Here is a 25,837-nt window from a genome sequence, read left to right as displayed (position 1 = left end):
TTATCTGCCCACGCTGAGAGTGACGCTGTTCACGCCCCGCTATTTCACTTCACCTTGATGGGCGCATCCTTGTCCCAGCCCCAGCGCGTCTGCACCGTCACACCGACGTCGGCCTGGCGTGCCTCCGGCACGTAGGGGGTGAATCGTTCCAGCGAACCCCAGTCCCGGCCCCAGTCGTCGTTCAGATAGGCGGGGATGGTCTGGGCCGACAGCAACAATCCTGTCCAGCCCAGTGGACCGCCGCCGATATCGTCCTGCCAGGCGTTGGAGGCGTCGGAACCGACCCGGTCCGGCAGGATGCGCCACTTCGGCACCTCGGCCACGCCGTCCTTGTGGTCGAACGGGCGCTGGCAGGGGAAGGCCAGGCCGACGTGCCAATCCTCGAGGACCGGATCGGTGTGTCCGACCACCGAATCGAGGGTGGCGAGCTTCGGCAGCCGGGGCGGCGTGACCGCCAGCCACTGCCGCGGCGTCAGGTCGTTGGCGACCGCCACGATCCGCACCGCGTTGGTGCCGTCCGGAATGCGGTCCAGCGGCACCCGCATATTCCGCCACGACGGCGCGCCGCCGATGTCCAGCGGTACGAACGAGCCCAGCGGCCGCACGGTGCCGTCGGCGGCGCGGTCGCCGAATTCGACGCGCAGATCCTGGCCGTAGGTGACCACGCCGTCGGCATTCACCGATTTGATCCGCCCGGCCGCGGTGACCACCAGAACTTTGCGAGCCGGGTCTTGGCGGGCGCCGGGTAGATCCATCCGGTACCAGCCCGAGGTCAGGTGCGCCTGCTGTTTGGTGCCGGTGGTGTAACTGCCCAGCACCGGGGTGCGCGCCGGGTCCAACCCGAACGGCAGCGCGACGGTGCTGCCGTTGACGCCCACCTGCTGGGTGGTACCGCCGCCGGTGCCCGCGGTGGTGGTGTGGGTGGTCTTGTTCGCGGAATCGGTGTTGACCGAATTCGCGCCGCCGGTGGTCGTCTCCTCGGCGTCGGCGGTCAGATCCTTGGCCACGCCGTTCGGGTCGAAGCCCGTACTGTCGGCGCCGAGCGCGTCCGCCGCGGAACCGGAGTACGGCTGCAGCAGGGAATCGGCGGTGTCGGTTTCGGTGAGGACCGCATCGGCCAGGGAACACGGATGTCCGCCCAGCGCACGGATATTCGACTTCGCGATGGAATAGGACGGATACTGCGTGATGGCGCCCTTGCCGAGCGAGGCGACCTCGAACAGGACCATGGCCGCGGCCGCGATCGTCAGCGGCTGTACGGCCCAGGTGTCGAACCGCCTGCGGCCGTCGGCTTTTCGATACGGCTCGCGGTAGTACTGATAGGCCGCCAGCAGCAGGCTCAGCACCGCGAGTCCGAGGAACAGCGTCGAGAGCCCCTTACCGGCGATCAGCGGCGCCTTGTCGTACCACGGCACACCGTAACTGGAGACGTACCACCAGCCGTTGGAGCCGGTGAACGTGATCGCCAGCAGGAAGAACACCGCGGCCGCGAACAGCGAGCGGTTGTAGCGGGCCCGGATTCCGTTGATACCCACCGCTACCGCGGTCAGCGCCGCGAGCGAACCGGCCAATCCGGCATAGACGCCGAAGTGGTGGGTCCACTTGGTCGGAGTGAACATCATCAGCAGCAGCGACATGAACACGATGCCGAGGATGCGGGCCGAGGGGCCCTTCGAGGTGCCCGGAATCCGGCCGTTCTTGCGCAACATGACCAGGACGCACACCAGCAGGCACAGCAGCATGCCGAGAATGCCGAACCGGCGGGCCAGCGAGCCGTCCGGCGCCAGCATCAGCAGCGAATCCCAGCGGGTCCGTTCGTCGAACCAGGCCACATTCGGTCCGATGATCTTGCGGACCCGGGTCGCCTCCATCACCGAGGCCAGGGTCTGATCGGCGAAGACCACCACCAGGACCAGCGCTCCGGCGGCCGCGCCCGGCGCGAGCAGGGCGCCGTACCGCAGTATCGCCGCGCCGGCCGAACCGCCGCCGCGGGCGCGGGAAATGATGTGCTGCAGGACCGGTCGCGACCCGGCGACCAGGGCGGCGATGCAGATCAGGCCGGTCGGCCCGGCGGCGAGTGAGAACGCGGCGATCAATACCGCGACCGCGGCGGGCAGCAGTCGCCGGGTCGCGATCGAGCGTTCGATCGAGCACCAGGTCAGCAGCGCACCCAGGGCGATCAGCGGTTCCGGGCGCAGGCCGTTGTCGTAGGGCAGCCAGGCGACCAGGAACACCAGCCCCGCCGTCCACAGCGCGACGGTGTCGCGGCGGACGCGAGAACCCAAGCGCGGCAGCACTTCCCGGCTGATCACCAGCCAGCACAGCACACCGGCCAGCAGCGCCGGCAGCCGCATCCACCAGCCGGCTTCGCTGACCCGGGTCATCCAGGCCAGCACCTCGTACGGCCAGCCGAAGGGCGCCTCGGCGACTCCGAACCAGCGGTAGTAGTTGGCCATATAACCCGAATGTTTCGACGCTCGGGCCATATTCAGGATGTAGCCGTCGTCGGAGGTATTGGCGCCGATCACATGCCAGACCACCAGCGTGCCCAGCACCACCACATCCGCGACGGTGACTCGCCACCAGTGCGCCGGCAGGAAGCGGCGTGGCCGTCGCCCGTCGGCGGTATCGATCAGATGCAGGCAGATCAGCGCGATGACGGTGAAGACGACCGCGCCGATGATCGCGGCCAGCTTCAGCGGGCTCGGCGTCGACGAGAAGCGCGAGTCGATGGCGGCGTGCAGATGGGCGTCACCGAGCTGCTCGCGAGTCAGATCGGTGAAGACGCCGACGATCTGGGGCCGCACATCGCCGCCGACGGTATTGGTGAACGGTGTGCCGTCCTGCCGGGTGACACCGGTGAATTCGGCCGTGGTGGCCTGCGCGGTGGAGGTGACGACGAAACGTGCGCAGCCACCGACCTCGGCCAGCGGCGCCGACAGCAGCGGAATATCGCGCAGCCGCACCGAGAGCGCGCGCCCACCCGGCTCGTCGGCGATCTTGGCGACCAGGCCCTTCGCGGAGGCATTGGGCGCGTCGGCGGGCACCGTGGACAAGACCGTGCCACTGGGGAGTTCGCGCAACGCGCTGCACGGCAGTGACGCGTCGACGGTGAGCGGCACATACGACACCAGCGGCGCGTTCACCGGGACCGATTGCGGCTGCGGCCAATCCAGGCTCGCCCGGTCCTCCCGCACCGGCAGCAGCGGTGTGAGCACCGCGAGGGCGACGGCGATCAGACCCGACAGGAGGGCGATCACACGGATGCGGGGAAACGCTGGAGAGTCTGCGCGCACCCAGCGATGCTAAGCGACCGCGGCGGCGGGCCCGGAGGTGGCAGCGTGCGTAACCGCGGAGGGCCCGGCGGAGGTCGCCGTGGAATCAGCCCAGTCCGCGCACATCCCAGACGACGACACCGTCGACCACCTGCCCCGGGATGCCGAGCAGCTGGTCGAGGGTCGCGCGGATCGCCCCGCCGTGTTCGGTCGGCGGCAGCACCACCACATCGGCGTGCCAGTAGGCGAGATCGGCCAGCGCTCGAGCCCGTGCCCGGACATCGACCGGCTGGATGCGATCCGTCTGCTGCGCCCGCATCAACAGCGTCGCGGTCGGCCGGTCGTCGGGTCCGTAGCGGCCTTTCTTGTCGGCTGTCGGCCCGACGAAGTAGCCGCCCGCGAGCGGGAAGCCGAAATGTGAGTCGACCTGCCAGTTCAGTGGCTGGGCGTCGAGCCGGGTCGGCGGCGGCGCGATCACGACCGACCCGTCGCCGACATAGCGGTCGACCGTGCCGTCGGTGAAGAATCGCGGCGTCGGATCGCGATGGGTCACCGGCAGGACGGTCGGTACCAGCGGGACCAGTGCCAGCGCGACGGCGGTGAACCAGATCACCGGCCGCAGATCGTTCGTGCTGCTGCGCGCGTAGTCGAGGATGCGCTGCGTACCCAGCGCCAGGATCGCCGCGAGCGCCGGAATCGCGGCCATGGTGAAGCGGGTCTCCAGCACGGTGTTCAGCAGCGGCACCTGGTCGAGCCAGTGCCACGGCAGCGTGATCCCGGTATCGGACCTGCCGATCCGCAGCGAAATCCCCAGCGACAGGATGCTGTAGACCACGATCACCGTCGTGGCCGCGCGAATCACCCGATATTCGCGGTTGCGCGAGCGCCACAGCCAGACCGCGGTCACCGCGGTCAATACCAGCAGCGGCCAGCCGAAGAAGGCGTTCTCCTCGGTCGGATTGATCGCGGGGGTCTTACCCGGGGCGAAGACGCCGCCGAGCGATCGGGAGGGAAATTCGACCAGCGCCGTGAGGTCGTTGCCCATCGGCCCGTGATCGATGGAACGGTAGCTCTGCGGTCCGAAGAACTGCCACCACAGCGGAATCGCCGTAGCGGCCACCGTGATCACCGCGGCCAGCGCCAGGGTCGGCGTCACGGCACGCACCACCCGCAGGCCGGTCCGGGGTCGGTGCAGGTAGTAGACGAGGGCGAACAGGCCGAAGCCGAGGGCGAAGATCAGCAGCGGTTCCTCGCCGAGCGCGATCTGGAGCGCCACCAGGACCGCGAGCACCACGGCCTCCCGCACCCGCCCCGCCCGCGTCACCGGTTCGCCGCGCACGGCCCGGCGCGCCATCCGGATCACCAGGACCGCGAGCACCGGCAGAATCGCCAGACCGACGAAATTGGGATGGGCGTTGGCGTGCGAGATCATCGCGGGTGCGAAACCGCAGAACGCGCCGCCCAGCGCGGCGGCGAAACGGGACGACACCAACTCCCGGGAGAACAGCCAGTACCAGGCGAAACCGGTTCCGGCCAGGCCCAGGGTCAGCACCAGGGCGAAGGTGACGGTCGGGCCGAACAGGACCGTCACCGGAGTCAGTGGAATACCGACGCCGAACATGGCGGTGTTGGCCATCATGTTCACGCCGTCGGGATAGTTCTGCAGATTCGTGCCCAGCGGATTGTGCAGATGGATCACCGCATGCGCGGTTTCGGCGAAGAACCACTCCCACATCGACTGGTCCTCGCCGCTCGCGATCAGATATCCGTGCGCGGTGTCGCGCCACTGCCCGGACAGGACGTAGACGGCGGCGGTCAGGTAGACGGCCGCGACCACGAGATCCGCTCGGGAAGTGAGGAGACGGTCGCGCAGGCGCGCGCCACGGGAGGCTCTGTCCGCGAGTCTCGGCTCCGGGGTGCCCAGCTCCGGCCCCTCGGACAGGACGGCCGCGCTCACCCCCGGACGCTGCTCGTTCGGAACCGCTGGCCCGCCCTGCACCACTGGAAAAACACTCCTTCGGCCGACAATCAGCCACCCACCGTACCCATCCGGGGCGAATCAGCGCTGAGTGAACGTTGGTTATCCACAGGAGTGGGGGAATTCCACAGCCTTATCCACAGGGGAGTCAGTGGCGTACGACCAGGGTGAACGGCCCGATATCGGTGATCCGGAACTGTGGATCGGCGAAGAGGGTCCCCGGAAACTCGACGGTGTAGCGGCGCACGTTCGGATCGTTCGGATAGACGTCCTCGGCCAGGCGCAGGGTGTAGTTCTCGCCGCTGCGGCGGAACAGGAAGGCGTCCGGCGCGCGCCAGGGGGAGTGGTTCAGCGCGTCGATCAACTCGGCCGGTGATTTCAGTTCGCTCCAGCGCTTGATCTCGGCGGCCCGGGCCGGGAAATCGGCGAGCGGATTGGCGTAGTGCGACGTCAGCGCCTGGAAACCGAAGTACGGATAGTAGGACAGGAAGCTGGTGTCGGCGGTGAGGACCACCGTCCGGTCGCGCGGACGCCCGGTCTGCTCGGTGAGGGTCGCATCGATGCGCCCGTAGTACGACACCGCCGAGGGGCTGCGCTTGTCCGCGCGCACCCCGCTGCCGTCGGTGTCGGTGTAGGCGGTGGTGATCTCGGCGTTCAGGATGCCGGGGATGCTCTGGGTGAAAGCCAGCGCACCCAGCACCGCGACCACTCCGGTCGCCGCCCGGAACCGCCGCGGTTCGTCGACGGCCTGGTAGATCGCCCGCGCTCCCTCGACGAATCCGAACGCGCCCGCCGCGGCGAGCAGCACCTGCAGGATGGGTTCCAGCCGGAAGGCCAGCCCGGTCGTACCGGCCGCCGTGACCAGCATGGAGGCCAGCGACCACAGATAGATCGCGACCACCGAGATGCCCAGCGCCTGCGCTCGTCGCGAACTCGCCGCCCGCACCACCAGCCAGAGCGTGCCGAGCAGGCAGAGCGCACCGAGCAGCGGTTCGGAGAAGTCGAACATCGGGAACGCCAGTCGTGAACCGGACTCCGGCAGGTAGTGCAGGGCGGTATTGGATTCCGGCAGATGTCCGGTCAGCACCTTCGCCAGGTACGGGCCCCAGACGATCAGGGCCAGTATCGCGGCGATCACGCCTATGACGATCAGGCGCAGCAGAATCGGCCACAGCAGGCGGAAGACGCCGAGCCGCGGAGCACGCGGCTGATGCACCGCGGTCTCGCGCTGCTGCCACCACAGGGTCGCCCACGCGACCAGGCCCATCAGGACCACGGTGAAGACGGCGACCACGAAGAACAGCGTGTAGAACATCGCCGAGAGTCCGAGGAACGCGCCTGCTCCGATCGCCGCACCCCAGCCGCCCGCGGTGCGCGGTTCGCCGGCCGATCTCGCCGCCGCCCCGAACTCGGCGGGCCGGTACAGCGCACCCCAGGCGAGCACCATCGCCGGTGCGAACAGGATCACCAGCACGGCGCTGTAGGCCTCAGGGGAGGCGAAGGCCACCATCACCGCAGTGGTCGTCGCCGCGACCGCGACCGCCCAATCCCATCGAATCAGCTTGGACCACAACACGAGTGCCAGCACCGACGCCACCGCCAGCGACACGATCGCATATGGTTTGAACGCCTCCCACCCGGCCAGGCCGAGCAGATTCGCGACGCGTCCGCCGATCCAGAACCACCCGGCCGGGTAGTACGCCGGAATGTCGGCGTAGGTCATATCGTGCAGCGCGGCGGTATCGGTGAGTCGCGTCAGATATTCGGTGCGGAATTCCTGATCCACCGAAATGCCGAACAGATACAGCTTGGTCGCCGCGAGCGGCATGCCCAGCGTCACCGTGACGAAGGCGGAAATACCCGCCCAGGACAGCACTTTCGCCACCCAGGGCCACCGGTGCAACCGGATCAGCACGATGGCGAGCACGAGCAGCACCGCCGCCCCCGCCTGCCCGACGGTGGTCATCGCACGAGTCACATTGGAGGAGTTGAACGCCGGCCACTGCACCGCCGACATCGCCGTCAGCCCGATCGCCGCCACCAGCGCGGCGACCACCGCCCCGACGACAGCCTCCCCGAGCCCGCCCCCGACCTGCCGGACTAGTACGCGCACTGTGCCTCCGGATCCTCTCTCGCCGCCGATCTGCTCGCGAGCCTACAAGCCGGGTGGAACCGGTTCGCGTCGACGCGAAGCTCGCGCTGCGCCGGCGGCCGTCCTCGGAAAATGCGAAGGAGAGCCGGCGCTCGGTAGCGGCGACTCTCCTTCGCGGCTCGAAATCGAGCCGAACTAGATCGGAAGTTTGCGGAAGATCGGGCGCGGAACGTGGCGCAGGATCATCATGACCCAGCGGAACGTGCCGGGCGCCCAGACCAGTTCCTTACCCTTCTCGGACGCCGAAACCGCCAGCGCCGCAACGTCTTCCTTGTTCACCGTGAGCGGCGCCTCGGCGACGTGCGCGGAGAACTGCGTGCGCACCTGGCCCGGCCGCACGACGGTGACGCGCGGACCGTGCGGGCGCAGCGCCTCACCCAGTCCGAGGTAGAAACCGTCCAGACCGGCCTTGGTGGAGCCGTAGACGAAGTTGGCGCGCTTGACGCGCTCACCGGCCACCGAGGACATGACGATGATCCGCCCGAAACCCTGGGCCTTCATCTTCTCGCCGACCAGCACGCCGACCGACACGCCCGCGGTGTAGTTGACCTCGGCGACGCGCACGGCCTTGAGCTGGTTCTGCCACAGCTCCTCGGCATCACCGTCGAGCGCGAAGGCGACGATCGCGACATCGATATCGCCGTCGGCCCAGGCCTGTTCGATCACCTTGGGGTGGCTGCCGGTGTCCAGCGCGTCGAAGTCGACGATCTCGACCTTCGACGCGCCCGCGGCCTCCAGCTGAGCCACCGACCGGGCCCGCAGCGGATCGTTCGGCAGCGCCGCGAGCACCACCCGCGCCGGCCCCTTCTTCAGGTACTCCTCGACGATCGCGAGGCCGATCTCCGAGGTACCGCCCAAAAGCAGAATGTTCTGCGGGTTACCTACCGCGTTGATCACTGCAGCTCCAGCCTTCTCGCCATATCGGACATGAAAACGCCTGTGGGATCGACACTTCGGCGGACCTTGATCCACTCGTCGATCTTGGGATACATCTTGTGGAAGGTCTCCGCGGTGGTCCGGGAGTCCTTCGCGGTGTAGAGACGACCGCCGAATTCCAGTACGCGACGGTCCAGTTCGGTGACCAGCTCGTTGAGGCCGGGCCGCACGGGGAAGTCGACGCAGATGTTCCAGCCCTCCATGGGGAAGCTCAGCAGCGCCTGGTTGCCCGGGCCGAAGAACTTCAGCACGTTGAGCGCCGAGTAGTGACCGGAACGCTGGATGTCGACGATGATCTTGGTGAATTCGTCCAGCGCCTCCGGCGGCAACACGAACTGGTACTGGATGAAACCGGCCGATCCGTAGGCACGATTCCACTCCGAGACGACGTCCAGCATGTGATAGAACTGCGTCAAGTTCATGATCTTGCCGGTGTAGTTGCCGCCGAGCGCGTAGTACGCCTCGCCGACCATGCCGAGCGTGAGCTTGTTCGCCGCGAAACTCGGGAAGACGTTCGGCACCGTCAGAAGATTCGGCGCGTCGAACTTCAGTGGATTGGCACGCAGTTTCTTCGGCAGTTCGTCCAGCTTGGCCAAGCGGCCGCGAGATACGTTGGCGCGCCCCAGTTTCGGCGGTGCGCTGATCACGTCGAACCAGGTCGAGGAGTACGTGTAGTTCTCCTCGGAACCGTCCTTGTGCACGGCGATGGTCTCGTCCAGCGTGGTGGTCTTGATGCCGTCCGCGATGAAGTAGGCCGTCTCGGTCGGCGTCATCTCGATCGTGGCACGCAGGATGATGCCGGTCAGGCCGTTGCCGCCGACGGTCGCCCAGAACAGCTTGGCGTTCTTCTTGGGACCGATGTGCTGAATCTTGCCGTCCGCGGTCAGCAGATCGATCGACCGCACGTGGTTGCCGAAGCTGCCCGCGCTGTGGTGGTTCTTGCCGTGGATATCGGAGGCGATGGCGCCACCGACGGTCACCTGACGGGTGCCCGGCAGGACCGGAACCCACAGGCCGAAGGGAAGCGCGGCCTTCATCAGCTGATCGAGGCTGACGCCGGCATCCACATCGACGAGGTGGCTGTCGCGGTCGATCCGGTGGATGTTGTTCAGCGCGGACATGTCGATGACGAGGCCGCCACCGTTCTGCGCATGGTCGCCGTAGGACCGGCCGAGCCCGCGCGCGATCACACCGCGCCGCAGGTACGCCGGCTTGGACTCGTTGTCCTCTGCGACCATGGCCACGGCCTTGGCGATCAGTTCCGGATCGCCGGTCGAGAGCACTTCGGAGGTGGAGGGCGCGGTACGACCCCAACCGGTCAGTCGGCGGGTGCGCGTCGGCAGCGAAAAGCTGTCGGCGGAGCCGTTGCTGCTTGCCTGTGACGCCTCGCCGTCGCCCGCGGAGTTCGCAGGACCCGCGGCGGTGGAGGTCTGAGCTTTCGTGGACATCGGCATAGAGGCTACAGGTATGACCGGGATAGGGGTCGGGTGTCGCGGCTCCGCGGCCCGCTCGAGGCGGATTTCACAGCGGCGACCGGGGCGGGAGTGCCACTGTCGCGGCCGTGTGGGAGTGCCGCTGTCGCGGCCGTGTGGAGTGCCGCTGTCGCGGCGCCGCCGGCGCGACCCGCTACTCTCGTGCCGTGAGTGCGGAACCCCATCTCCCTCTTCCGGCCGAGTTACCCCTGGTAGACGAGCCGGGCGGTACGGATGTCGATCTGAAGACTCAGATTGTCCGGTTCGTCCTCACCGGTGGATTGTCGGCGGTGGTCGACTTCGGGCTGTACGTGCTGCTCATGGCCCTGTTCGGAGTCCCGCGCGATTTCGCCAAGGCCTGCAGTTTCATCGTCGGCACCACCACGGCGTATCTGATCAACCGGCGCTGGACGTTCAAGGCGCCGCCGAGTCGCAGCCGCTTCGTGGCGGTGGTGATCCTCTACGCGGTGACCTTCGCGGCGCAGGTGGGTATCAACGCCCTGCTCAACGACACCCTGCCGCCGATGTCGGTGGATATCGCCGGCCATTCGGTGAAGGGGGCCGTTCTGATCGCCTTCGTCATCGCGCAGGGCGTGGCCACCGTGATCAACTTCGTCGTGCAGCGTGCGGTGATCTTCAAGATCCGCTGAGGGCCCGCGCCTGCGCCTTGGCGCCGAAGTAGTCCCCACCCTTGGCCCGCGGACTGTCGGTACCCCATTCCCGCTCCTCACGGGCGGCCGGCACCAGATGCGGGATGTGCTTGCGACAGTGGATATAGGCCTCCTCGACATCCACGACCACCCACCGCTCGGCGATCCGCCCGCGTTCGGCCGCGGGCAGGCCGGGCACGCGGTCCCGTAAGGCCTGATCGTCGACGATGCGTGCCGATCCGTTGATGTGCAGTCCGACCAGGTCGTGCACGAAGTCGATCATCAGGATGCCGACGTGCGGGTTCTCCAGGATGTTGCCGAGCGAAGCCATCACCCCGTTGCCCCGGTATTCCGGATAGGCGACCGTACGGTCGTCGATGACGTGCACGAATCCGGGTTTGCCGGCCCGGAAGCTGGTATCGCATTCCCCGTGCCGATCGGCGGTGGCGATGAAGGCCATATCCATCCGGCCGACGAAGTCGCGCATACGGGTGTTGAGTCCGTTGAGCACCTGTTCGTCGTAGAAACGCCCCGCACGCTCCTCGGTACCGAATCGCTGTTGCAGTTCCCGCTCGCCGTCACTGCCGCCTGTGAAACCGGACATGCCACACCCCTCCGGGTAGCTGAGATCCGCACGTGGATGGTTCGGCGCCGAACCTGGAATATGCCGAAATACTATAGGAACGAACGTATTTCGGATGGCGAATCCGGCAATGCCGAAAGGTCGTTTGCCCCGGGGATGCCGACCGATTCGGACGTATCGGAGAATCACACCGGCGTGATGGTCACCGGAACTCCGTTGAACACCGCGTTTCCGGATACGGCGTCGATCCGCGAATCATCGGTCAGGGCATTGGCATTCACGCCGGCGTGCTCGCGTGCGACCGTCTGGGTGCTGCCCGAATGTCCCCAGCCGTGCGGCAGGCTCACCACACCGGGCATGATCCGATCGTTCGGTTCCACCGGCACGGTCAGCTTTCCGGTCGCCGACTCGATCGCGGCCAGCTCGCCCAGCCCGAGGCGCGCCACGTCGTCGGGATGAATATGCAGGGTGCAGGTATTCGAGCCACCGACCAGGGCCGGGACATTGTGCATCCAACTGTTGTTCGACCGCAGTTGCCGCCGGCCGATCAACACCACATCCGGTCGGGCAGCAGACATTTCGGCCAGCAGCCGGGTCGTGTCGTCGAGCAGTTGCTGCGGCGCCAGCTCCACCTTCTGTGAGGCCGTGCGCAGCACGCCGGGCAGCCGCGGTTGCAGCGCGCCCAGATCGATGCCGTGCGGATTGTCCAGCAGGACCTGCAGGTTCAGCCCCTCGGGCGCGATGTCGGCGGACCGGCGATCGGGATTCCATTCGCCGTGCGGCCCCAGGCGCAGCATCATGTCGATGCGCTGTTCGGTGCTGTTCGCGCCGATCAGCTCGCCGCGCCGCGCGCCGAGTCCGGCCTTGTGCAGGGTGCCGGCGATGATCAGCTCGTCCACCGCCGCGACGGAATCGGTTCCCGGCTCCGGCTGCTGACCCGCCAGGGAAAGTGCCAGGCGGGCAAGTATTTCCGGTTCCGAGGGCCGGTCGCCGGGCAGGGCGACCACCGGCGGGGAATAGCGGGCGTAATTGCGCACCGCGAACTGCAGCAGCGCGAAATCGTAGTGCGGCGCCTGCAGTGTGCGCGGCGGCGGCAGGATCACATCGGCATGGCGGGTGGTCTCGTTGAGGTAGCGATCCACACTGACCATGAAGTCCAGTCCGGCCAGCGCTTCGCCGAGCCGCGCGCCCGCGGGAGCCGAGAGCACCGGATTGCCGGCCACCGTCACCAGCATCCGGACCTGTCCCTCACCGGGGGTGAGAATTTCGTCGGCCAGCGTCGCGACGGGGAATTCGCCCATGGCTTCGGGCAATTCGCGCACCCGGCTGGCCCAGCGCCCGAGCCGGAACGGCCGCGTCCGCACGATGCCGAGGGCGGCGGCGGTGGCGAACATCGCGCCGCCGGGCCGGTCCAGATTGCCGGTGAGCACGTTGATCACGTCCACCAGCCACTGCGTGAGGGTGCCGAATTCGGCGGTGCAGGTGCCGATGCGCGCATAGACCGCGGCCGTCGGCGCCGCCGCCAGCTCCCGCGCCAGCCGCCCGACGGTCTCGGCCGGTATGCCGGTGCGTGCCTGCACCGCCTCGGGAGTGAACGGGAGTGCGGCCGAACGGATCTGCTCCAGCCCCGCCACCTCGACGCGGACATCGGTCAGATCCTCGGCGAAGAGTGTGTGCACGATGCCGAACAGCAGATACGCGTCGCTGCCGGGCCGGATGAACAGATGCTCGTCGGCGAGGTCCGCCGTGCGGGTACGCCGTGGATCGACCACGACCAACCGCCCGCCGCGCTTGCGCAGCGCCTTCAACCGGCCCGGATAGTCCGGGGCGGTACACAGCGAGCCGTTGGATTCCAGCGGGTTGGCGCCGAGCATCAGCAGATAGTCGGTGCGGTCCAGATCGGGCACGGCGACCGTGAGCGGATCGCCGAACATGAGCCCGCTCGACACCTGTTTCGGCATCTGATCGGCGGTGCTGGCCGAGTACAGGTTGCGCGTGCTCAACGCCCGGATCAGTGCCGGCACGTACAGCGCGCCGGCGATCGTGTGGGCATTCGGATTGCCCAGATACAGCGCGGCGGCCTGGCGGCCGTATTCGTCGAGGACGGCCGGCGCTCGCTCGGCGATGAGATCGAAGGCCTCGGCCCAGGTGGCGTGGCGCCAGGTGTCGGTGGCGCGATCACGGATGATCGGTTCGGCCAGCCGATCGGGGTCGGCGTCCAGCGCCCCGAGGCTCGCGCCCTTGGGGCAGATGAAGCCCCGGCTGAACGGGTCCTCGCGATCGCCGCGCACACGCGTCACCCGGTCCTGAGCGTCCAGGGTGATCTCGAGTCCGCAGACGGCCTCGCACAGCGGGCAGGTGCGGTAGGTGGTCCGGGCTTCTGCGGTGACGCGCGTCATGGATCCATCATCGTCGGCGGTCGGTCGTCGCGCCGGGATTCATCCGAAATGCACGAAAACCGCGAAACCGCGAGAACACTGTCGTTCTCGCGGTTTCGCGGATGGTCGATTCAGCTGGCGATGCGAGCGACCTGCGGCTTGCGGCCGGAGTTCGCCGAACGCACGGCCGCGGCGATCGCGACGACCGGCGGCAGCCAGCGGGCCTCGGTCGGCGCTACACCCCAGCAGGCCTCGCCGGCCGAGAGCTGGGTGGGCGGCAGCGGGATGCCCGCACCGTCGGTGTAGACGATCGCGCCGGCCGCGCGCAGCGCCTCGAGCGCCATCGCGGCCTTGGCGAGTCCGGTCACCAGGTGGATCTCGCGGCGCTCGGCGCCCGGGATCTCGATCACCGGTCCGGACAGGTTGTTGGCCCGCAGGAATCGGCGCACGTTCGCGGCCAGTTCGCCGGCAACCTCGATACCCGAAACATTCGCATCGGTGATCAGGCAGATGCCGTTGGCCGTTTCAGCGACCGTCCACCCGCGCTGGATGTAGTCCTGCGCGGTAGCGGCCAACGTCGCCGCGTGGACGGAAGTCGGAAACGCTGTACGCACTGTGTTCTCCATTCCCCGGGTAGATCTGGGTCCTGCGTCGGTGTTCATGGGACGTATCGGGCCGCGCTACCGGCGGTGTTACAACTTGGTGGAAATTTCTTCGTGATGGTCGGATACGTCACACGGGCGGGCGGTGATCGCCGGTGGCTATGAACCTTTCGGAGCGCCGTTCCCCGCCGTTGTGAACTGCTACGACTACCACCTTTGTGCGCGTCGCTGTGAATCGAATGCGTTGCCGCTGTTGATTCCCTGGCAGCTCGCTGGGAAGAAATGGGGAGAAAGTGTGACATGAGTCGCATGTGACCGATGGGATTCGAGCCCGCCCGGAGATTGCTCGCTTCCGCTGTGCCGGGAGAGGATTCGAATCATGAGCGAAGACCCGCAGCGACCCAGGAACCGGGATTCCGAGACCGGGGCCGCGCGCGATTCCGCTGGGAGCCCGCGGGATAGGGACGAGACGCCCGAATCGACCGGACGCGACGAAGTCGACGACCGCTCCGGCGAAGACGGTGAGGCCGACTACGCCGTGGAGTCCCGCTGGCTCGCGTGGAAGGACTCCGCCCGGCGCCGCTGGTCACCGGCCGAGACCGCGGAGGACGAGCGGCCCGAACCGTTCCGGAGTCCCGGCGCCTTCCGCGCCTGGTGTGGTGCGGCCGCCCGCGCGCTGCTGGATGTGCAGTTCCGCACATCGGCCACGCGCACGCTGCTGCCGCTGGCCTATCTCCTGGGACTGGCCTTCGCGATCGGCATCCCGCTGGTCCTGGTCGTGGTGCTGTGGCAGGTGTCCGCACTGCTGGGGGTGATCTTCGCGGTCGTGGTGGCGATACCACTCGGCCTGACCATCGCGGCATCGGTGCGATTGGTGCTGGAATTCCTGGTCAACGCCTCGCGACTGGCGACTCGGGTGGAGCACATCAACACCCTCGCCGACGATCTCTTCCGCGCGCTGTCCGACGTCGCCGAGCCGGTGAACCAGCTTTCGGAAGATGTTCGTGCCGTGCAATTCTGGCGGTTCCGCAAACGTCCGCCGCGCAGGTAGCAGCGTCTGCGCGGCCCGGTCGATCGGCGCGGCTGTCGGGGGCTGTTCTGTTGTGCGACAATCCGTTCGGGGGTGTCCGAGCGAGTTCCGATGCCCGCGAAGGTTTCTGCCGAGGGGGGAAAATGGCTTCACCGCAGGGGATCACCGGTTCGACCATGCCGCGGCGGCAATTGGGCCGCCGGCTGCGTGACCTGCGTAATCGCGCGCGGATGACGACCCGGGTGGCCGCCCGCCGGCTGGAATGGTCGGAGGCCAAGATCTGGCGGATCGAGACCGGTCAGACCTCCCTGCGCAGCCTCGATGTGGAAGCCATGTGCAAGATCTACGGCGCGCCCGAGGCCGAGCTGGAACCTCTCACCGCGCTCGCCCGCGAAACCAAGGCCAGGGGGTGGTGGGCGCCCTACGGTGATGTGATCGCCGAGGGTTTCGACGTGTACATCGGCCTGGAAGAGGCCGCGACTCAGATCTCCACCTTCGAGAACGAATTCGTGCCGGGCCTGCTGCAGACCGAGGACTACACCCGCGCGCTGCTGACCGCGGCCCGGCCGAATCTCAGCCCGGCCGAGGTCGAGCGCCGGATCGAGGTGCGCAGGCAGCGGCAGCGTCTGCTCACCCGCACCCCGGATCCGGTGCGGTTGGTGGCGATCATCGCCGAATCGCTGCTGTGGCGGCGGATCGGTGATCCAGCCGTGATCGCGGGGCAACTGGATCATCTGCGCCGGATGTGCGAGTGCCCGAACATCGATATTCGCCTGGTGCCCAACGATTCCGCCTACCACGAGGGTCTCGATTCCGGGCGATTCGTCCTGCTGGAATTCGGCGAAGCCGGCGCGGAAACCACCGAGCCGCCGGTGGTGTATGTCGAAACTTTCGCCGGTTCGACCTATTTCGACAAAAATTCCGATATCGACCGTTATCGGGGCGCGTTCGCGAATATTCGCGCCGCTTCGGTGGACGGGCGAGCGGCCTTGGACGAGGCCATCGCCGCTGCGTGACGCTCGGCCCGATTCGGTGCGGCCGGATTCAGTGCAGAGTGCGTTCCAGTACGTCGCGGTGCGTCGGGGCGGCGGCGGTGTGGACCGCGCGGCCCTTGTCGGTAAGGCAGACGTAGATCGCGCGGCGGTCCTCGGTGCACAGGGTGCGATCGACCAGTCCGTCGCGCTCCAGTCGTGCCACCGTACGGGACAGTGCGCTCTGGCTCAGGTGGATGTCGTGCGCCAGATCGCTCATCCGGTAGCTGTCACACGAGGCGTCGACCAGACGGTCCAGCGTCTCGAACTCGCTGAGGCCGATGTGGTGTTCACGCTGTAGATCCTTCTCCAGCGCACAGGACACCGCGGCATGGCGAGCGAGTAGATCGCGCCACTCGCCGACCAGGCCGCCCGGCCCGTCGTTCCGGACGGTCGGCACAGGGCAGCCGGTGTCGGTATCACTCGGCGCTACGGACGGCAGACCTGTGGATAGCGCCGTGTTCGGTGCTACCGCGTCCGTCGAATGCGCCGGAAACGCTGTCGACGCCTTTGTCATGTCGCCATCCTAGTGTCTGCGTCCGTTTCATGCAACCACATTAAATGCTTGTGCATTAGATGCGCACGCATGTAGTGTTCCGCGTCATGACTTCCACAGCAACACTTCCGGCCGCCTCGGCGGCCGACACTCGGTGGCCGATCCGGCTCTGGGGCATGCTCATCACGCTGTGCATCGTGCTGTTCCTGGACGGCCTCGACGTTTCGATGGTCGGCGTCGCGCTGCCGTCCATCGGTACCGAACTCCATCTCGAAACCTCGACCCTGCAGTGGCTGGTCAGCGGATACGTCCTCGGCTACGGCGGCCTGCTGCTGCTCGGCGGCCGCACCGCCGATCTGCTGGGGCGGCGCAAGGTCTTCCTCATCGCACTGGCGGTCTTCGCGGTCGCCTCGCTGGCGGGCGGGCTGGTCAGCTCCGGGCCGCTGCTGATCGCGACTCGCTTCGTCAAGGGTCTGGCGGCCGCCTTCACCGCGCCGACCGGGCTGTCGATCATCACCACGAATTTCGCCGAGGGGCCGGCACGCAACAAGGCGCTGTCCATCTACACCGTCTTCGGTGCCGGCGGCTACTCCATGGGGTTGGTCTTCGGTGGCCTGATGACCGGTTTCGGCTGGCGCTGGACCTTCCTGCTGCCGGTGCCGATCGCGCTGGCCGCCCTGATCTCCGCGGCGATCCTGGTGCCGAAGGACAAGGGCGACACCGCCGAGGGCGGACACGATCTGCTGGGGGCGCTGTTCTCCACCTCCGCCATGCTGCTGCTCGTCTACACCGTGGTGTCCGCACCGCAGGCCGGCTGGGGTTCGGCGCGCACCGTGGGCTCGTTCGCGGCCGTCCTCGTCCTGTTCGCCGCGTTCGTCGCGGTGGAGAAGCGGGTGCGCCACCCGCTGATCCGCCTGGGCATTCTCCGCAAGGCCACGCTGGTGCGGGCCAGTCTGGTGATCGTCGCGGTGGCGGGTTCCTACTTCAGCTGGCAGTTCATCGTCACCCTGTACCTGCAGGACAGCCTGGGCTGGTCGCCGCTGACCCTGGCGATGGCGCTGCTGCCGGTGGGTGTGCTGGTGGCGCTGTCGTCGGTGTTCTCCGACAAGTTGGTGGACCGCTTCGGCACCGGCCCGATCATCGCGGTCACCACCACCGTCATGGCGATCGGCTACCTGCTGTTCCTGCGGATCGATACCGCTCCGTCCTACGTCGCGGTGATCCTGCCCGCGGTGCTGCTGATCGGTATCGGCTGGATCGGCTTCCCGGCCATCAACATTCAGGCCACCAACGGCATCGAGGACGAGGAACAGGGCCTGGCGGCCGGTGTGCTGCAGACCTCCATGCAGGTCGGCGCGGCGATCGTCCTCGCCATCACCACCGCGCTGATTTCCTCGGGCCCGCACGGTAATTCACCGCAGGCGGTACTCGACAGCTACCGTCCCGGCCTGATCTTCGCGGGTATCGCGGCGATCATCGGCGCCCTCATCGCCTTCACCCACTTCCTGCCCACCCGCAAGAAGCCGCAGGAGGTCGAGGACACCGAACAGGCACCGGAACTCGCGGCGGCCTGAGATCCGTCCCGCACGCCACGCCCGGCTCATCCGTTCGAGCCGGGCGTGGCGTCTGCGCGGCCCTCAGCGAAGTTCGCGCAGGCGCGGCGCGGCCGCATCCTTCGGCGAGCGGATGAAGGTCAGCGGACTGCCGTCGGAACCGGCGGTGGGCCAGTCGATTCCGAGATCCGGATCGAAGGCGTCGAGGTCCCGGTCGAATTCGGGGGAGTATTCGAGCGAGCAGAGATAGGTGACGGTGGAATCGTCGGCCAGCGACAGCAGGGCATGACCGAGCCCCTCGGAGACGAAGACCGAGCGGCGCGTGACGTCGTCGATCACCACGCTGTCCCAGCGGCCGAAGGTGGGGGAGTCACGGCGCAGATCCACCACGACATCCAGGAAGGCGCCGCGCATGCAGGTGACGTATTTGGCCTGGCCGGGCGGATTCTCGGTGTAGTGGATGCCGCGCAGGACGCCGGCCGCCGAGGTGGAGGTGTTCATCTGCAGCAGATCCAGGGGCCGTCCGGTCGCCTTCTCGAATTCCGAGGCCTTGAACGTCTCGGCGAAGACGCCGCGCTCGTCGCCGCGCAACTCCGGCGTGAACTCCCACGCACCGGGGACCGCCAGTTCTCGAATCCGCATGTCAACCGTCCTGTCCGTAGCGATCGTCGCGCCCGCGATTCAGCAGGTCCAGCAGGTAGGTCCCGTACCCGGAGCGCACCAGCGGCTCGGCCAGCCGGCACAGCTGTTCGTCGTCGATGAAGCCCATCCGCCAGGCCACCTCCTCGGGCACGCCGATCTTGAGGCCCTGTCGTTCCTCGATGGTGCGCACGTAGTTGGCGGCGTCCAGCAGCGAGTCGAAGGTTCCGGTATCGAGCCAGGCGGTGCCGCGCGCGAGAGTTTCGACCTGCAACCGCCCCTGTTCCAGATAGGTGCGATTGATATCGGTGATCTCGTATTCGCCGCGCGCGGACGGCCGCAGTCCCCGGGCGATCTCGACGACGTCGTTGTCGTAGAAGTACAGGCCGGGAATGGCGTAGTTGGACCGCGGGAGCTTCGGCTTCTCCTCGATGGAAACGGCTCTACCCCGGTCGAATTCGATCACGCCGTAGGCCGAGGGATCGGACACCCGGTAGGCGAAGACCGCGCCGCCGTCGAGGCCGTCGAAGCGCCGCAACCTGGTCCCGAGACCGGGACCGTGAAAAATGTTGTCGCCGAGCACCAGCGCCGCGCATTCGCCGCCGATGTGGTCGGCGCCGAGCACGAAGGCCCGGGCCAGGCCGTCGGGTTCGGGTTGCACCACGTAGTCGATCGCCAGGCCGAACTGGGTCCCGTCGCCGAGCAGCCGGCGGAAGGCCCCGGCATCCTCGGGGGTGGTGATCACCAGGATGTCGCGAATGCCCGCCAGCATCAACGTGGAGAGCGGGTAATAGACCATCGGCTTGTCGTACACCGGGACCAGTTGCTTGCTGACCCCGCGCGTGATCGGGTGCAGCCGGGACCCGGTGCCCCCGGCCAGAATGATTCCGCGCATGTGACGCAAGTCTGCCAGCTTCCGCCCGCTCGGGCTCGATGAGGTTCCGAGTAGACCGCGAAATGGTCACGATGGTTTCGCCGGACCCTGGTCGGGCGATCAAGTATTGCGTAGGTCACATATCCATGGTGTTCTGAAACACCAGTGTGTGAGATGTCAGCGCCGACACCTCCGCCACCGAATCTGCCGGTGGCCGGTCACTCGGCGCCGAGTGGCAGGTAGGTGCGCGATGACGGCGATTCCCATCGGCGAGGCCGAATACCGGCCGGGGCTCGAACCCGGTGTTGTCGTGGAGCCGGTGGTGGTGAACCCGGACCGGGCGAGTCTGCATTCGCAGGCGGTACTGCTGACCTGCCGGGGCGTGGTCGGCCCCGTCATCCGGCGCTATCCGATCACTCCGATGACCATGCCCGTCGCGCGGGTCCTGATCGACCGGCTGGCGGCGCTGCGGCCGCAGGTGCGCGGCGTGGAACGCGAACAGGTGCGGATGAGCGGCTTCCGGATGGAGATCATCCGCCCGGCCGGCGCCCGGCGATCCCTGCGCGACGGCGCCGTGATGTACATGCACGGCGGCGGCTTCTTCCTGTGCGGACTGGACTCGCATCGGCCGGTGGCGGCCAGCCTGGCCCGCCGTACGGGGCTGCCGGTGGTGAACGTGGACTATCGGCAGCTGCCCGGGACGAATATCGCCGGATCGGTCGAGGACTGCCTCACGGCCTATCGCTGGTTGCTGCGGCACGGCGCCGATCCGGCACGCATCGTCTTCGCCGGAGATTCGGCGGGCGGTTTCCTCACCTTCGCCACCGCGTTGCGGGCGGCGCAGGCCGGACTGCCCGGCCCGGCCGGCCTGGTCGGCCTGTCGCCGCTGCTGGATCTCGATTACCGGCTCAAGGGTGAGTACATGAACGTCGGTCGCGACGCCTACATCCCGATGGCGGCGGTGCGGCAGATGGTGCGTTACGGGGCCGAGGCGGAGCGGCCGCTCGACCCGGCCTTGTCGCCGGTGAACGGGTCGCTCACCGGCCTGCCGCCGGCGCTGCTGATCGTCGGTGAGGACGAATTGCTGCGCTGCGACAGCGAATTGATGGCCCGCCGGCTCACCGCGGCCGGTGTGCCGAATTCGCTGGAGTTGTGGCGCGGGCAGGTCCACGCCTTCATGAGCATCCTGCCGAATATGCCGGAGAGCCGCGCCGCCCTGGCCCGGGTGGCGCGATTCGTGCGGGCGCGGGTCGAGCCGGAAGAGGCCGCGCGGACCGCCTGACAGGAGGCGAAACGACAGTGCCCCGCCCACCGAACGGTGGGCGGGGCACTGTCTCTGATCCGAGGAATCCGCCCGCTCAGGGGTGCGACAGGCGGCCTGCGGAATTACTTGGCCGGCGCCGGCGGGTTGAACGGGGCGTTGACGGTCGCGAAGTACTGGATCGCGGCGCCGATGGCGACGGGAGCGGTGATGAAGATCTGGCCGGCGAGCAAACCCAGGAAGCCGACGGCGGCGGCACCGGCGACGCAGCCGCCGAGCGGGCCGAGGCCGAACAGGGTGGCCAGCGCACCGGTGGCGACGACACCGAGGGCAGCGCCCGCGATGCAGCCGATGGCCGCGCCGCCGATACCACCGGCCAGGGTGCCGATGGTGGCGCCGGTGGCGATGGTGTCCTTCAGGCGGGTGAAGGCCGCGACCTCACGGTCGTACGGGGTCTTCCAGGGAGCCGACTCCTCGAAGGGCAGCGCGACCGGCTTGTAGACCGCGTGCTGCTCGTCGAACTGCGGGGTCAGGGTGGCGGTGTTACCGGAGATGTCGGCGGCGATCGGGAACTCGAAGTCGTCGACCCGGAAGTTCAGGGGGGTGCCGGCGAGCACGGTGCCGTTGGCGGCCTTGATCTTCAGCATGCCGTCTTCGTTGACGATCGAGCCACCGTCGGTCTGGATGACGGCTTTGTCGTTGTCGACGACGCTGGCCTTGTAGTAGACGCTTTCGGGTGCCGCGGGGGCGGCAGGGTCGGCCGTGGCGGTACCGGCCGCGACACCGACGGCGGCGACCAGCATGGCGGCGGTCGCGACGAATTTCCTCATCATCATTTTCTGCGGAACCTCGATACAGAGTGGTTCTGGGACATGAGAAATAGAAATCGACGACAGCTAACGAGCGGTGAACCTGTTGTGTCCGTTCATTCAAATTCTGTTCACCATCGGGTTCTTGCCGATTGTCAGGTTGTGGAAACATGCAGTATGCGTGCGGTTTTCGGACACCACCAACAATTCGAACAAATAGGACATCCCGACCGTAGTGTGATGAAGGTCACACTACGCTGTAGGGTCGGTGTGACTCGCAGGTGATTCAAAGTCCGTATGCGCGCCCACGTTAGGGTGGCACGGTGCGATTGCTCGTAACCGGCGGAGCCGGATTCATCGGCGCGAACTTCGTCCATCAGACCGTGGCGGATCGACCCGACGTCCGCGTCACCGTGCTCGACGCACTGACCTATGCCGGAAATCGCGACTCGCTGGCGCCGATCGCCGATCGGATCGAGTTCGTACACGGCGATATCGCCGATTCCGGCCTGGTGGACCGCTTGGTCTCCGGAACCGACGCCGTGGTGCATTTCGCGGCCGAATCCCATAACGACAATTCGCTGGCGCGGCCCCGGGCGTTCGTGCAGACCAATATCGTCGGCACCTTCACTCTGCTCGAGGCCGTCCGCAAATACGATGTGCGCTACCACCACATCTCGACCGACGAGGTCTACGGCGACCTCGAGGCCGACGATCCGGCATTCACCGAGAACACCCCTTATCAACCGTCCAGCCCGTATTCGGCCACCAAGGCCTCCAGCGATCTGCTGGTCCGTGCCTGGGTGCGGTCGTTCGGGGTGCGGGCGACGATCTCCAACTGCAGTAACAATTACGGCCCGTATCAGCATGTGGAGAAATTCATCCCGCGCCAGATCACCAATCTGATCGACGGGGTGCGACCGCGCCTCTACGGCGCCGGACATCAGATCCGGGACTGGATTCACGTCGCCGATCACAACCGCGCGGTGTGGGACATTCTCGACCGCGGGCGCATCGGGCAGACGTATCTGATCGGCGCCGACGGTGAACTGGACAACCGGACGGTGGTGGAGTTGCTGCTCGCCGAATTCGGCCGCGACCCTGGCGATTTCGATCACGTCACCGATCGGCCCGGACACGATCAGCGCTACGCCATCGACGCCACCCTGCTGCGCGGCGAACTCGGCTGGCGCCCCCGGTACGGCGATTTCCGCGCCGGGCTGGCCGCGACGGTCGCCTGGTACCGCGACAACGAGGCGTGGTGGCGCCCGCAGAAGGAACACACCGAACGCGCATATGCGGCGGCCGGCGAAAAGGTGCTCTAACCCCAGATCAGGACGTTGTATTTGATCGCGGCCGCGGCCAAAGCCACCACGGTCGCGACCACCACCGTGATCGCGGGCCCGCGTACCGGCGTCACGCCGCGGGAATCGCTGAGCCGCAACGGCATCCACCGCAGCAGCACCGCGAACCCGGCAATCGCGAGCGGCACGAAATAGCGCCCCTGTACGCCGTCGATCATCCAGTAGCCCACCGGTGTGAACGACATGTAGAGCGTCACGTAGATCATCGCCACACTGGCCAGCACGGTGAGCGCGACGATCCAGGTGCGCCACCGGTTACCGGTCAGCCGATCCGCGATTCCGGCGCTCACCGCCAGCGCCAGCAGGCAGGCCAGGATCGACAGCGCGGGAACGTCCACATAGGCGAATCCCAGCTCGCCGAAGAATTGGATGAACCATTTCTCGTCCCGATACCAGATGCTGTCGCCGAAAGTATTGGCGAAATGCACCGGATCGGAAAGAATTCCGTGCAGTTGGTCGCCGGGGCGCACCGAACGCCATTCCGACGGCTTACGCATCAGGCCCATGCCGTCGCCCGTCGGTGCGGCGATCTTCATCCACACCGCGAACAGGATCGCGCCCAGCGCCGCGAAGCACCACGGCAGCCAGCGCAGCACCCTCCCGAAGCCGTACTGCCGGGCCGGAATCAGCACCACCAGCATGGCGAGGATGACGTAGGTCGGCTTGCTCAGCGGCAGCGCCAGCGTCGCCGCCAGTGCGGCGACCACCTCCGCCTTCGTCAGCCGGGTGTCGAGGAAAACGCCCTTCACCACCAGGCACGACACCAGGACGGCCAGGGCGTTGGTGACGGTGTCGGCGGTGACCGTGCCCGCCTGGAACAGCGCGATGGGCAGCACCGCGATCGTGAACACCAGCCACTGGATGCGGAACGTCCGCAGCGCCCGCAGCGCGAACGCCACGATCACCAGATAGGCGAGCAGTCCCGCGAGCCGGGTGAGCAGCACCGTATCGCCGACGTCGAGGCCGATCGCCTGGGCCAGCCGGATGCCCACGGCCGCGGGCACATACGGCACCGGTGAGTAGGCGGCGGTATTGGTGAACCACATCTGCTTGGTCGCGGTGGTGGTCACCGGCGCCGAGCCCAGCCGGTCGTAGGCGGTCTCGTCGGCGGCCAGCGGGGCCGGCTCGGTCGGATGACGGTTGTAGTCGGTGAAGGCGTAACCCATCAGGCCGTCGACACTCAACGGGATCTGCCCGCCGTAGGAGACGCCGCGGTCGTCGGTGATCCGCTCGGGGGTGAATCCGCCGTGCGCCACCTGGTACGCGCGTCCGAACTGGGTGATCTCGTCGTGACCCCAGAACGGCGGGATGATGGTCGCGAACACGATGCCGAAGACGCCGGCCACCAGGACGAAGACCGCCGCGGCCGGGCCCAGGTGGTGCGCGATACCGGATCGGGTGCGCCGGAACAGGTCCGAGGGCTGCCGCTGCTCGGCGCCGACGCCCGCGTCGCCGCTCTCGCGGTTCGACTCGTCGCGGTTCGGCTGCTCGGCGTCGGCTTCGCCGGTCACGGCCTCGCGGTCGGAGGCCCGCCTATCGGCGGCCTCCTTGTCGGCCTGGGTCGTCATCAGTGTGCCTGCCGGACCTGCTCGGGCGTTTCGACGCCGACGGCCGAATACCGCAGGTACATCAGGCGGGCGGCCTCGTGCCGGGATCGGCGGATGCCGTCGAGGATCAGACCGGCGGTCCACGCCAGGCTGCCCAGCAGCAGCAGGGTGAAGCCGAGGAACAATGTCGGGAAGCGCGGCACCTGGTGGATTTCGTAGAACTGGATCACTATCGGCACGATCAGAATGATCGAGATCAACCAGGCCAGCGTGCCGAACAGTCCGTAGAACGCGACCGGGCGTTCGTGCCGGGCCAGACCGAAGATCAGGCCCAGAATCTTGAAGCCGTCGTGGTAGGTGCGCAGTTTGGATTCACTGCCCTCCGGCCGGTCGCGGAATCCCACCCGCACCGAGGTCTGCGGTACGCGCAGATGCAGCGAATGCACGGTCAATTCGGTTTCGATCTCGAATTCGCGCGACACCGCGGGGAAACTCTTCACGAAGCGGCGGGAGAACACCCGGTACCCGGAGAGCATATCTTCGACGTTCTCACCGAATACCTTGCCGACCACGCCGTTGAGGACGCGGTTGCCGGCTTCGTGGCCCGCGCGGTACGCCTGCGAGCCTTCGTCCTCTTTGCGCACGCCGAGGACATGGTCGTAGGGGCCCGACAGCAACGCCTCGATCATCTTCGGGGCGGCGAAGGCGTCATAGGTGTCGTCGCCGTCGATCATCAGGTAGACGTCTGCCTCGATATCGGCGAATGCGCGCCGGACGACATTGCCCTTGCCCTTGACGGTCTCGGTGCGCACGATCGCGCCCGCCTCCCGGGCACGTTCGGCGGTGGCGTCCGTGCTGCGGTTGTCGTAGACGTAGACGTCGATGCCCGGCACGGCAGCCTTGAGGTCCGTGACGACCTTGGCGACCGCAGCCTCCTCGTTGTGGCAGGGCACGACTGCGGCGATGCGAAGCTCGGTGGGGTTCACCCCGTCAATCCCTCATTTGATCGGCCGATGAAATACGGAACACCGGGAGGGTACAGGCCGGGGCCGGACTCGCGCCCGCTAACCCTCACTGTGTCCGGTGCGGGCCGGTGCACCCGCCGCGACCTCGCGCCCTTTGCGCCCGCTGTGAGCCGCCCGATCGCACCCGCGGCGAGCCGCGCTCCCACCGGCATCACGCGGTGGGGAACCGGGGTGCGGTACCG

The 25,837-nt window shown here is 67.5% G+C and carries 20 protein-coding genes; 6 read left to right on the top strand and 14 right to left on the bottom strand.

Annotation, left to right across the window (positions count from 1 at the left end):
• Positions 1 to 44: 44 nt before the first annotated feature.
• From C8258_RS26025 to C8258_RS26005, 5 genes are all read right to left on the bottom strand, one after another.
• Positions 45 to 3,296, bottom strand: a complete 3,252-nt coding sequence (locus C8258_RS26025) for an arabinosyltransferase domain-containing protein (protein WP_106957420.1) — start codon at positions 3,294 to 3,296, stop codon at positions 45 to 47.
• Between the two features lie 85 nt (positions 3,297 to 3,381).
• Positions 3,382 to 5,232: a DUF6541 family protein gene (locus C8258_RS26020; RefSeq protein ID WP_106957419.1), complete on the bottom strand. Its 1,851-nt coding sequence runs from the start codon at positions 5,230 to 5,232 to the stop codon at positions 3,382 to 3,384.
• Positions 5,233 to 5,401: 169 nt separating this feature from the next.
• Complete coding sequence (locus C8258_RS26015; protein WP_233225347.1) at positions 5,402 to 7,270, bottom strand: galactan 5-O-arabinofuranosyltransferase; 1,869 nt, start codon at positions 7,268 to 7,270, stop codon at positions 5,402 to 5,404.
• Positions 7,271 to 7,540: 270 nt separating this feature from the next.
• On the bottom strand, positions 7,541 to 8,302 hold the full coding sequence (locus C8258_RS26010; RefSeq protein ID WP_106957417.1) for a decaprenylphospho-beta-D-erythro-pentofuranosid-2-ulose 2-reductase: 762 nt from the start codon (positions 8,300 to 8,302) through the stop codon (positions 7,541 to 7,543).
• Complete coding sequence (locus C8258_RS26005; RefSeq protein ID WP_369974819.1) at positions 8,299 to 9,789, bottom strand: FAD-binding protein; 1,491 nt, start codon at positions 9,787 to 9,789, stop codon at positions 8,299 to 8,301. Before C8258_RS26005 ends, C8258_RS26010 begins: the two co-directional genes overlap by 4 nt.
• 191 nt (positions 9,790 to 9,980) lie before the next feature.
• Here C8258_RS26005 and C8258_RS26000 point away from each other — a divergent pair, with 191 nt between their 5' ends.
• Positions 9,981 to 10,463 carry a GtrA family protein gene (locus C8258_RS26000; protein WP_106957415.1) on the top strand — a complete coding sequence of 161 codons (483 nt, stop codon included), beginning with the start codon at positions 9,981 to 9,983 and terminating at the stop codon, positions 10,461 to 10,463.
• Here C8258_RS26000 and C8258_RS25995 read toward each other — a convergent pair.
• The 3 genes from C8258_RS25995 to C8258_RS25985 all read right to left on the bottom strand — a co-directional run bounded on the left by C8258_RS25995 (position 10,450) and on the right by C8258_RS25985 (position 14,038).
• A complete protein-coding gene (locus C8258_RS25995) occupies positions 10,450 to 11,067 on the bottom strand; it encodes a pyridoxamine 5'-phosphate oxidase family protein (protein ID WP_106957414.1) in 618 nt (205 codons plus the stop codon). The two genes, C8258_RS26000 and C8258_RS25995, sit on opposite strands and share 14 nt — an antisense overlap.
• Positions 11,068 to 11,231: 164 nt before the next feature.
• Positions 11,232 to 13,445, bottom strand: a complete 2,214-nt coding sequence (locus C8258_RS25990) for a molybdopterin-dependent oxidoreductase (RefSeq protein ID WP_106957413.1) — start codon at positions 13,443 to 13,445, stop codon at positions 11,232 to 11,234.
• Positions 13,446 to 13,555: 110 nt separating this feature from the next.
• Complete coding sequence (locus tag C8258_RS25985; RefSeq protein WP_036497109.1) at positions 13,556 to 14,038, bottom strand: hypothetical protein; 483 nt, start codon at positions 14,036 to 14,038, stop codon at positions 13,556 to 13,558.
• Between the two features lie 367 nt (positions 14,039 to 14,405).
• Between C8258_RS25985 and C8258_RS25980 the strand changes: the two genes are divergently transcribed.
• Together C8258_RS25980 and C8258_RS25975 are read left to right on the top strand one after the other, a co-directional pair.
• Complete coding sequence (locus tag C8258_RS25980) at positions 14,406 to 15,077, top strand: DUF4282 domain-containing protein (protein ID WP_106957412.1); 672 nt, start codon at positions 14,406 to 14,408, stop codon at positions 15,075 to 15,077.
• A gap of 122 nt (positions 15,078 to 15,199) precedes the next feature.
• Positions 15,200 to 16,072 carry a helix-turn-helix transcriptional regulator gene (locus tag C8258_RS25975; RefSeq protein WP_106957411.1) on the top strand — a complete coding sequence of 291 codons (873 nt, stop codon included), beginning with the start codon at positions 15,200 to 15,202 and terminating at the stop codon, positions 16,070 to 16,072.
• Positions 16,073 to 16,100: 28 nt separating this feature from the next.
• Here the strand turns inward: C8258_RS25975 and C8258_RS25970 are convergent, their stop codons facing one another.
• A complete protein-coding gene (locus C8258_RS25970) occupies positions 16,101 to 16,487 on the bottom strand; it encodes a MarR family winged helix-turn-helix transcriptional regulator (protein ID WP_233225342.1) in 387 nt (128 codons plus the stop codon).
• Between the two features lie 203 nt (positions 16,488 to 16,690).
• On the opposite strand from C8258_RS25970, the gene C8258_RS25965 reads away from it, so the two are divergent.
• Positions 16,691 to 18,157, top strand: a complete 1,467-nt coding sequence (locus C8258_RS25965; RefSeq protein WP_036497042.1) for an MFS transporter — start codon at positions 16,691 to 16,693, stop codon at positions 18,155 to 18,157.
• Between the two features lie 63 nt (positions 18,158 to 18,220).
• Here C8258_RS25965 and C8258_RS25960 read toward each other — a convergent pair whose 3' ends face one another.
• Together C8258_RS25960 and rfbA are read right to left on the bottom strand one after the other, a co-directional pair.
• Positions 18,221 to 18,778: a dTDP-4-dehydrorhamnose 3,5-epimerase family protein gene (locus C8258_RS25960; protein WP_036497043.1), complete on the bottom strand. Its 558-nt coding sequence runs from the start codon at positions 18,776 to 18,778 to the stop codon at positions 18,221 to 18,223.
• A gap of 1 nt (position 18,779) precedes the next feature.
• On the bottom strand, positions 18,780 to 19,670 hold the full coding sequence (gene rfbA, locus C8258_RS25955) for a glucose-1-phosphate thymidylyltransferase RfbA (RefSeq protein WP_036497044.1): 891 nt from the start codon (positions 19,668 to 19,670) through the stop codon (positions 18,780 to 18,782).
• A gap of 229 nt (positions 19,671 to 19,899) precedes the next feature.
• Here rfbA and C8258_RS25950 point away from each other — a divergent pair, with 229 nt between their 5' ends.
• Entirely contained in the window at positions 19,900 to 20,931 is a 1,032-nt protein-coding gene (locus tag C8258_RS25950) for an alpha/beta hydrolase (protein WP_106957409.1), read from the top strand.
• Between the two features lie 104 nt (positions 20,932 to 21,035).
• Here C8258_RS25950 and C8258_RS25945 read toward each other — a convergent pair whose 3' ends face one another.
• Complete coding sequence (locus tag C8258_RS25945; protein ID WP_106957408.1) at positions 21,036 to 21,746, bottom strand: hypothetical protein; 711 nt, start codon at positions 21,744 to 21,746, stop codon at positions 21,036 to 21,038.
• A 296-nt stretch (positions 21,747 to 22,042) separates the two neighbouring features.
• Here C8258_RS25945 and rfbB point away from each other — a divergent pair, with 296 nt between their 5' ends.
• Positions 22,043 to 23,044 (top strand): dTDP-glucose 4,6-dehydratase, encoded by a 1,002-nt coding sequence (gene rfbB, locus C8258_RS25940; protein WP_106957407.1) that lies wholly within the window; start codon positions 22,043 to 22,045, stop codon positions 23,042 to 23,044.
• Here rfbB and C8258_RS25935 read toward each other — a convergent pair.
• Positions 23,041 to 24,651 carry a DUF2142 domain-containing protein gene (locus C8258_RS25935; protein ID WP_106957406.1) on the bottom strand — a complete coding sequence of 537 codons (1,611 nt, stop codon included), beginning with the start codon at positions 24,649 to 24,651 and terminating at the stop codon, positions 23,041 to 23,043. The two genes, rfbB and C8258_RS25935, sit on opposite strands and share 4 nt — an antisense overlap.
• A complete protein-coding gene (locus C8258_RS25930) occupies positions 24,651 to 25,616 on the bottom strand; it encodes a glycosyltransferase (protein ID WP_036497048.1) in 966 nt (321 codons plus the stop codon). The genes C8258_RS25935 and C8258_RS25930 overlap by 1 nt, the downstream gene beginning before the upstream one ends.
• Positions 25,617 to 25,837: the final 221 nt, after the last annotated feature.

The sequence above is a fragment of the Nocardia sp. MDA0666 genome (assembly GCF_003023875.1).
GTDB lineage: Bacteria > Actinomycetota > Actinomycetes > Mycobacteriales > Mycobacteriaceae > Nocardia > Nocardia aobensis.
Note: the sequence above shows the minus strand (reverse complement) of the source record. Positions and strands in the feature narration are given on the sequence as shown.

Bases quoted from the DNA above. Each gene is read 5' to 3' on its own strand.
- C8258_RS26015 (WP_233225347.1), bottom strand. From the start codon at position 7,270: ATGTCGGCGGTGCAGTGGCCGGCGTTCAACTCCTCCAATGTGACTCGT.
- C8258_RS26005 (WP_369974819.1), bottom strand. From the start codon at position 9,789: ATGTCCACGAAAGCTCAGACCTCCACCGCCGCGGGTCCTGCGAACTCC.
- C8258_RS25995 (WP_106957414.1), bottom strand. From the start codon at position 11,067: ATGTCCGGTTTCACAGGCGGCAGTGACGGCGAGCGGGAACTGCAACAG.
- C8258_RS25990 (WP_106957413.1), bottom strand. From the start codon at position 13,445: ATGACGCGCGTCACCGCAGAAGCCCGGACCACCTACCGCACCTGCCCG.
- C8258_RS25980 (WP_106957412.1), top strand. From the start codon at position 14,406: ATGAGCGAAGACCCGCAGCGACCCAGGAACCGGGATTCCGAGACCGGG.
- C8258_RS25975 (WP_106957411.1), top strand. From the start codon at position 15,200: ATGGCTTCACCGCAGGGGATCACCGGTTCGACCATGCCGCGGCGGCAA.
- C8258_RS25965 (WP_036497042.1), top strand. From the start codon at position 16,691: ATGACTTCCACAGCAACACTTCCGGCCGCCTCGGCGGCCGACACTCGG.
- C8258_RS25960 (WP_036497043.1), bottom strand. From the start codon at position 18,778: ATGCGGATTCGAGAACTGGCGGTCCCCGGTGCGTGGGAGTTCACGCCG.
- rfbA (WP_036497044.1), bottom strand. From the start codon at position 19,670: ATGCGCGGAATCATTCTGGCCGGGGGCACCGGGTCCCGGCTGCACCCG.
- C8258_RS25950 (WP_106957409.1), top strand. From the start codon at position 19,900: ATGACGGCGATTCCCATCGGCGAGGCCGAATACCGGCCGGGGCTCGAA.
- C8258_RS25945 (WP_106957408.1), bottom strand. From the start codon at position 21,746: ATGATGATGAGGAAATTCGTCGCGACCGCCGCCATGCTGGTCGCCGCC.
- C8258_RS25935 (WP_106957406.1), bottom strand. From the start codon at position 24,651: ATGACGACCCAGGCCGACAAGGAGGCCGCCGATAGGCGGGCCTCCGAC.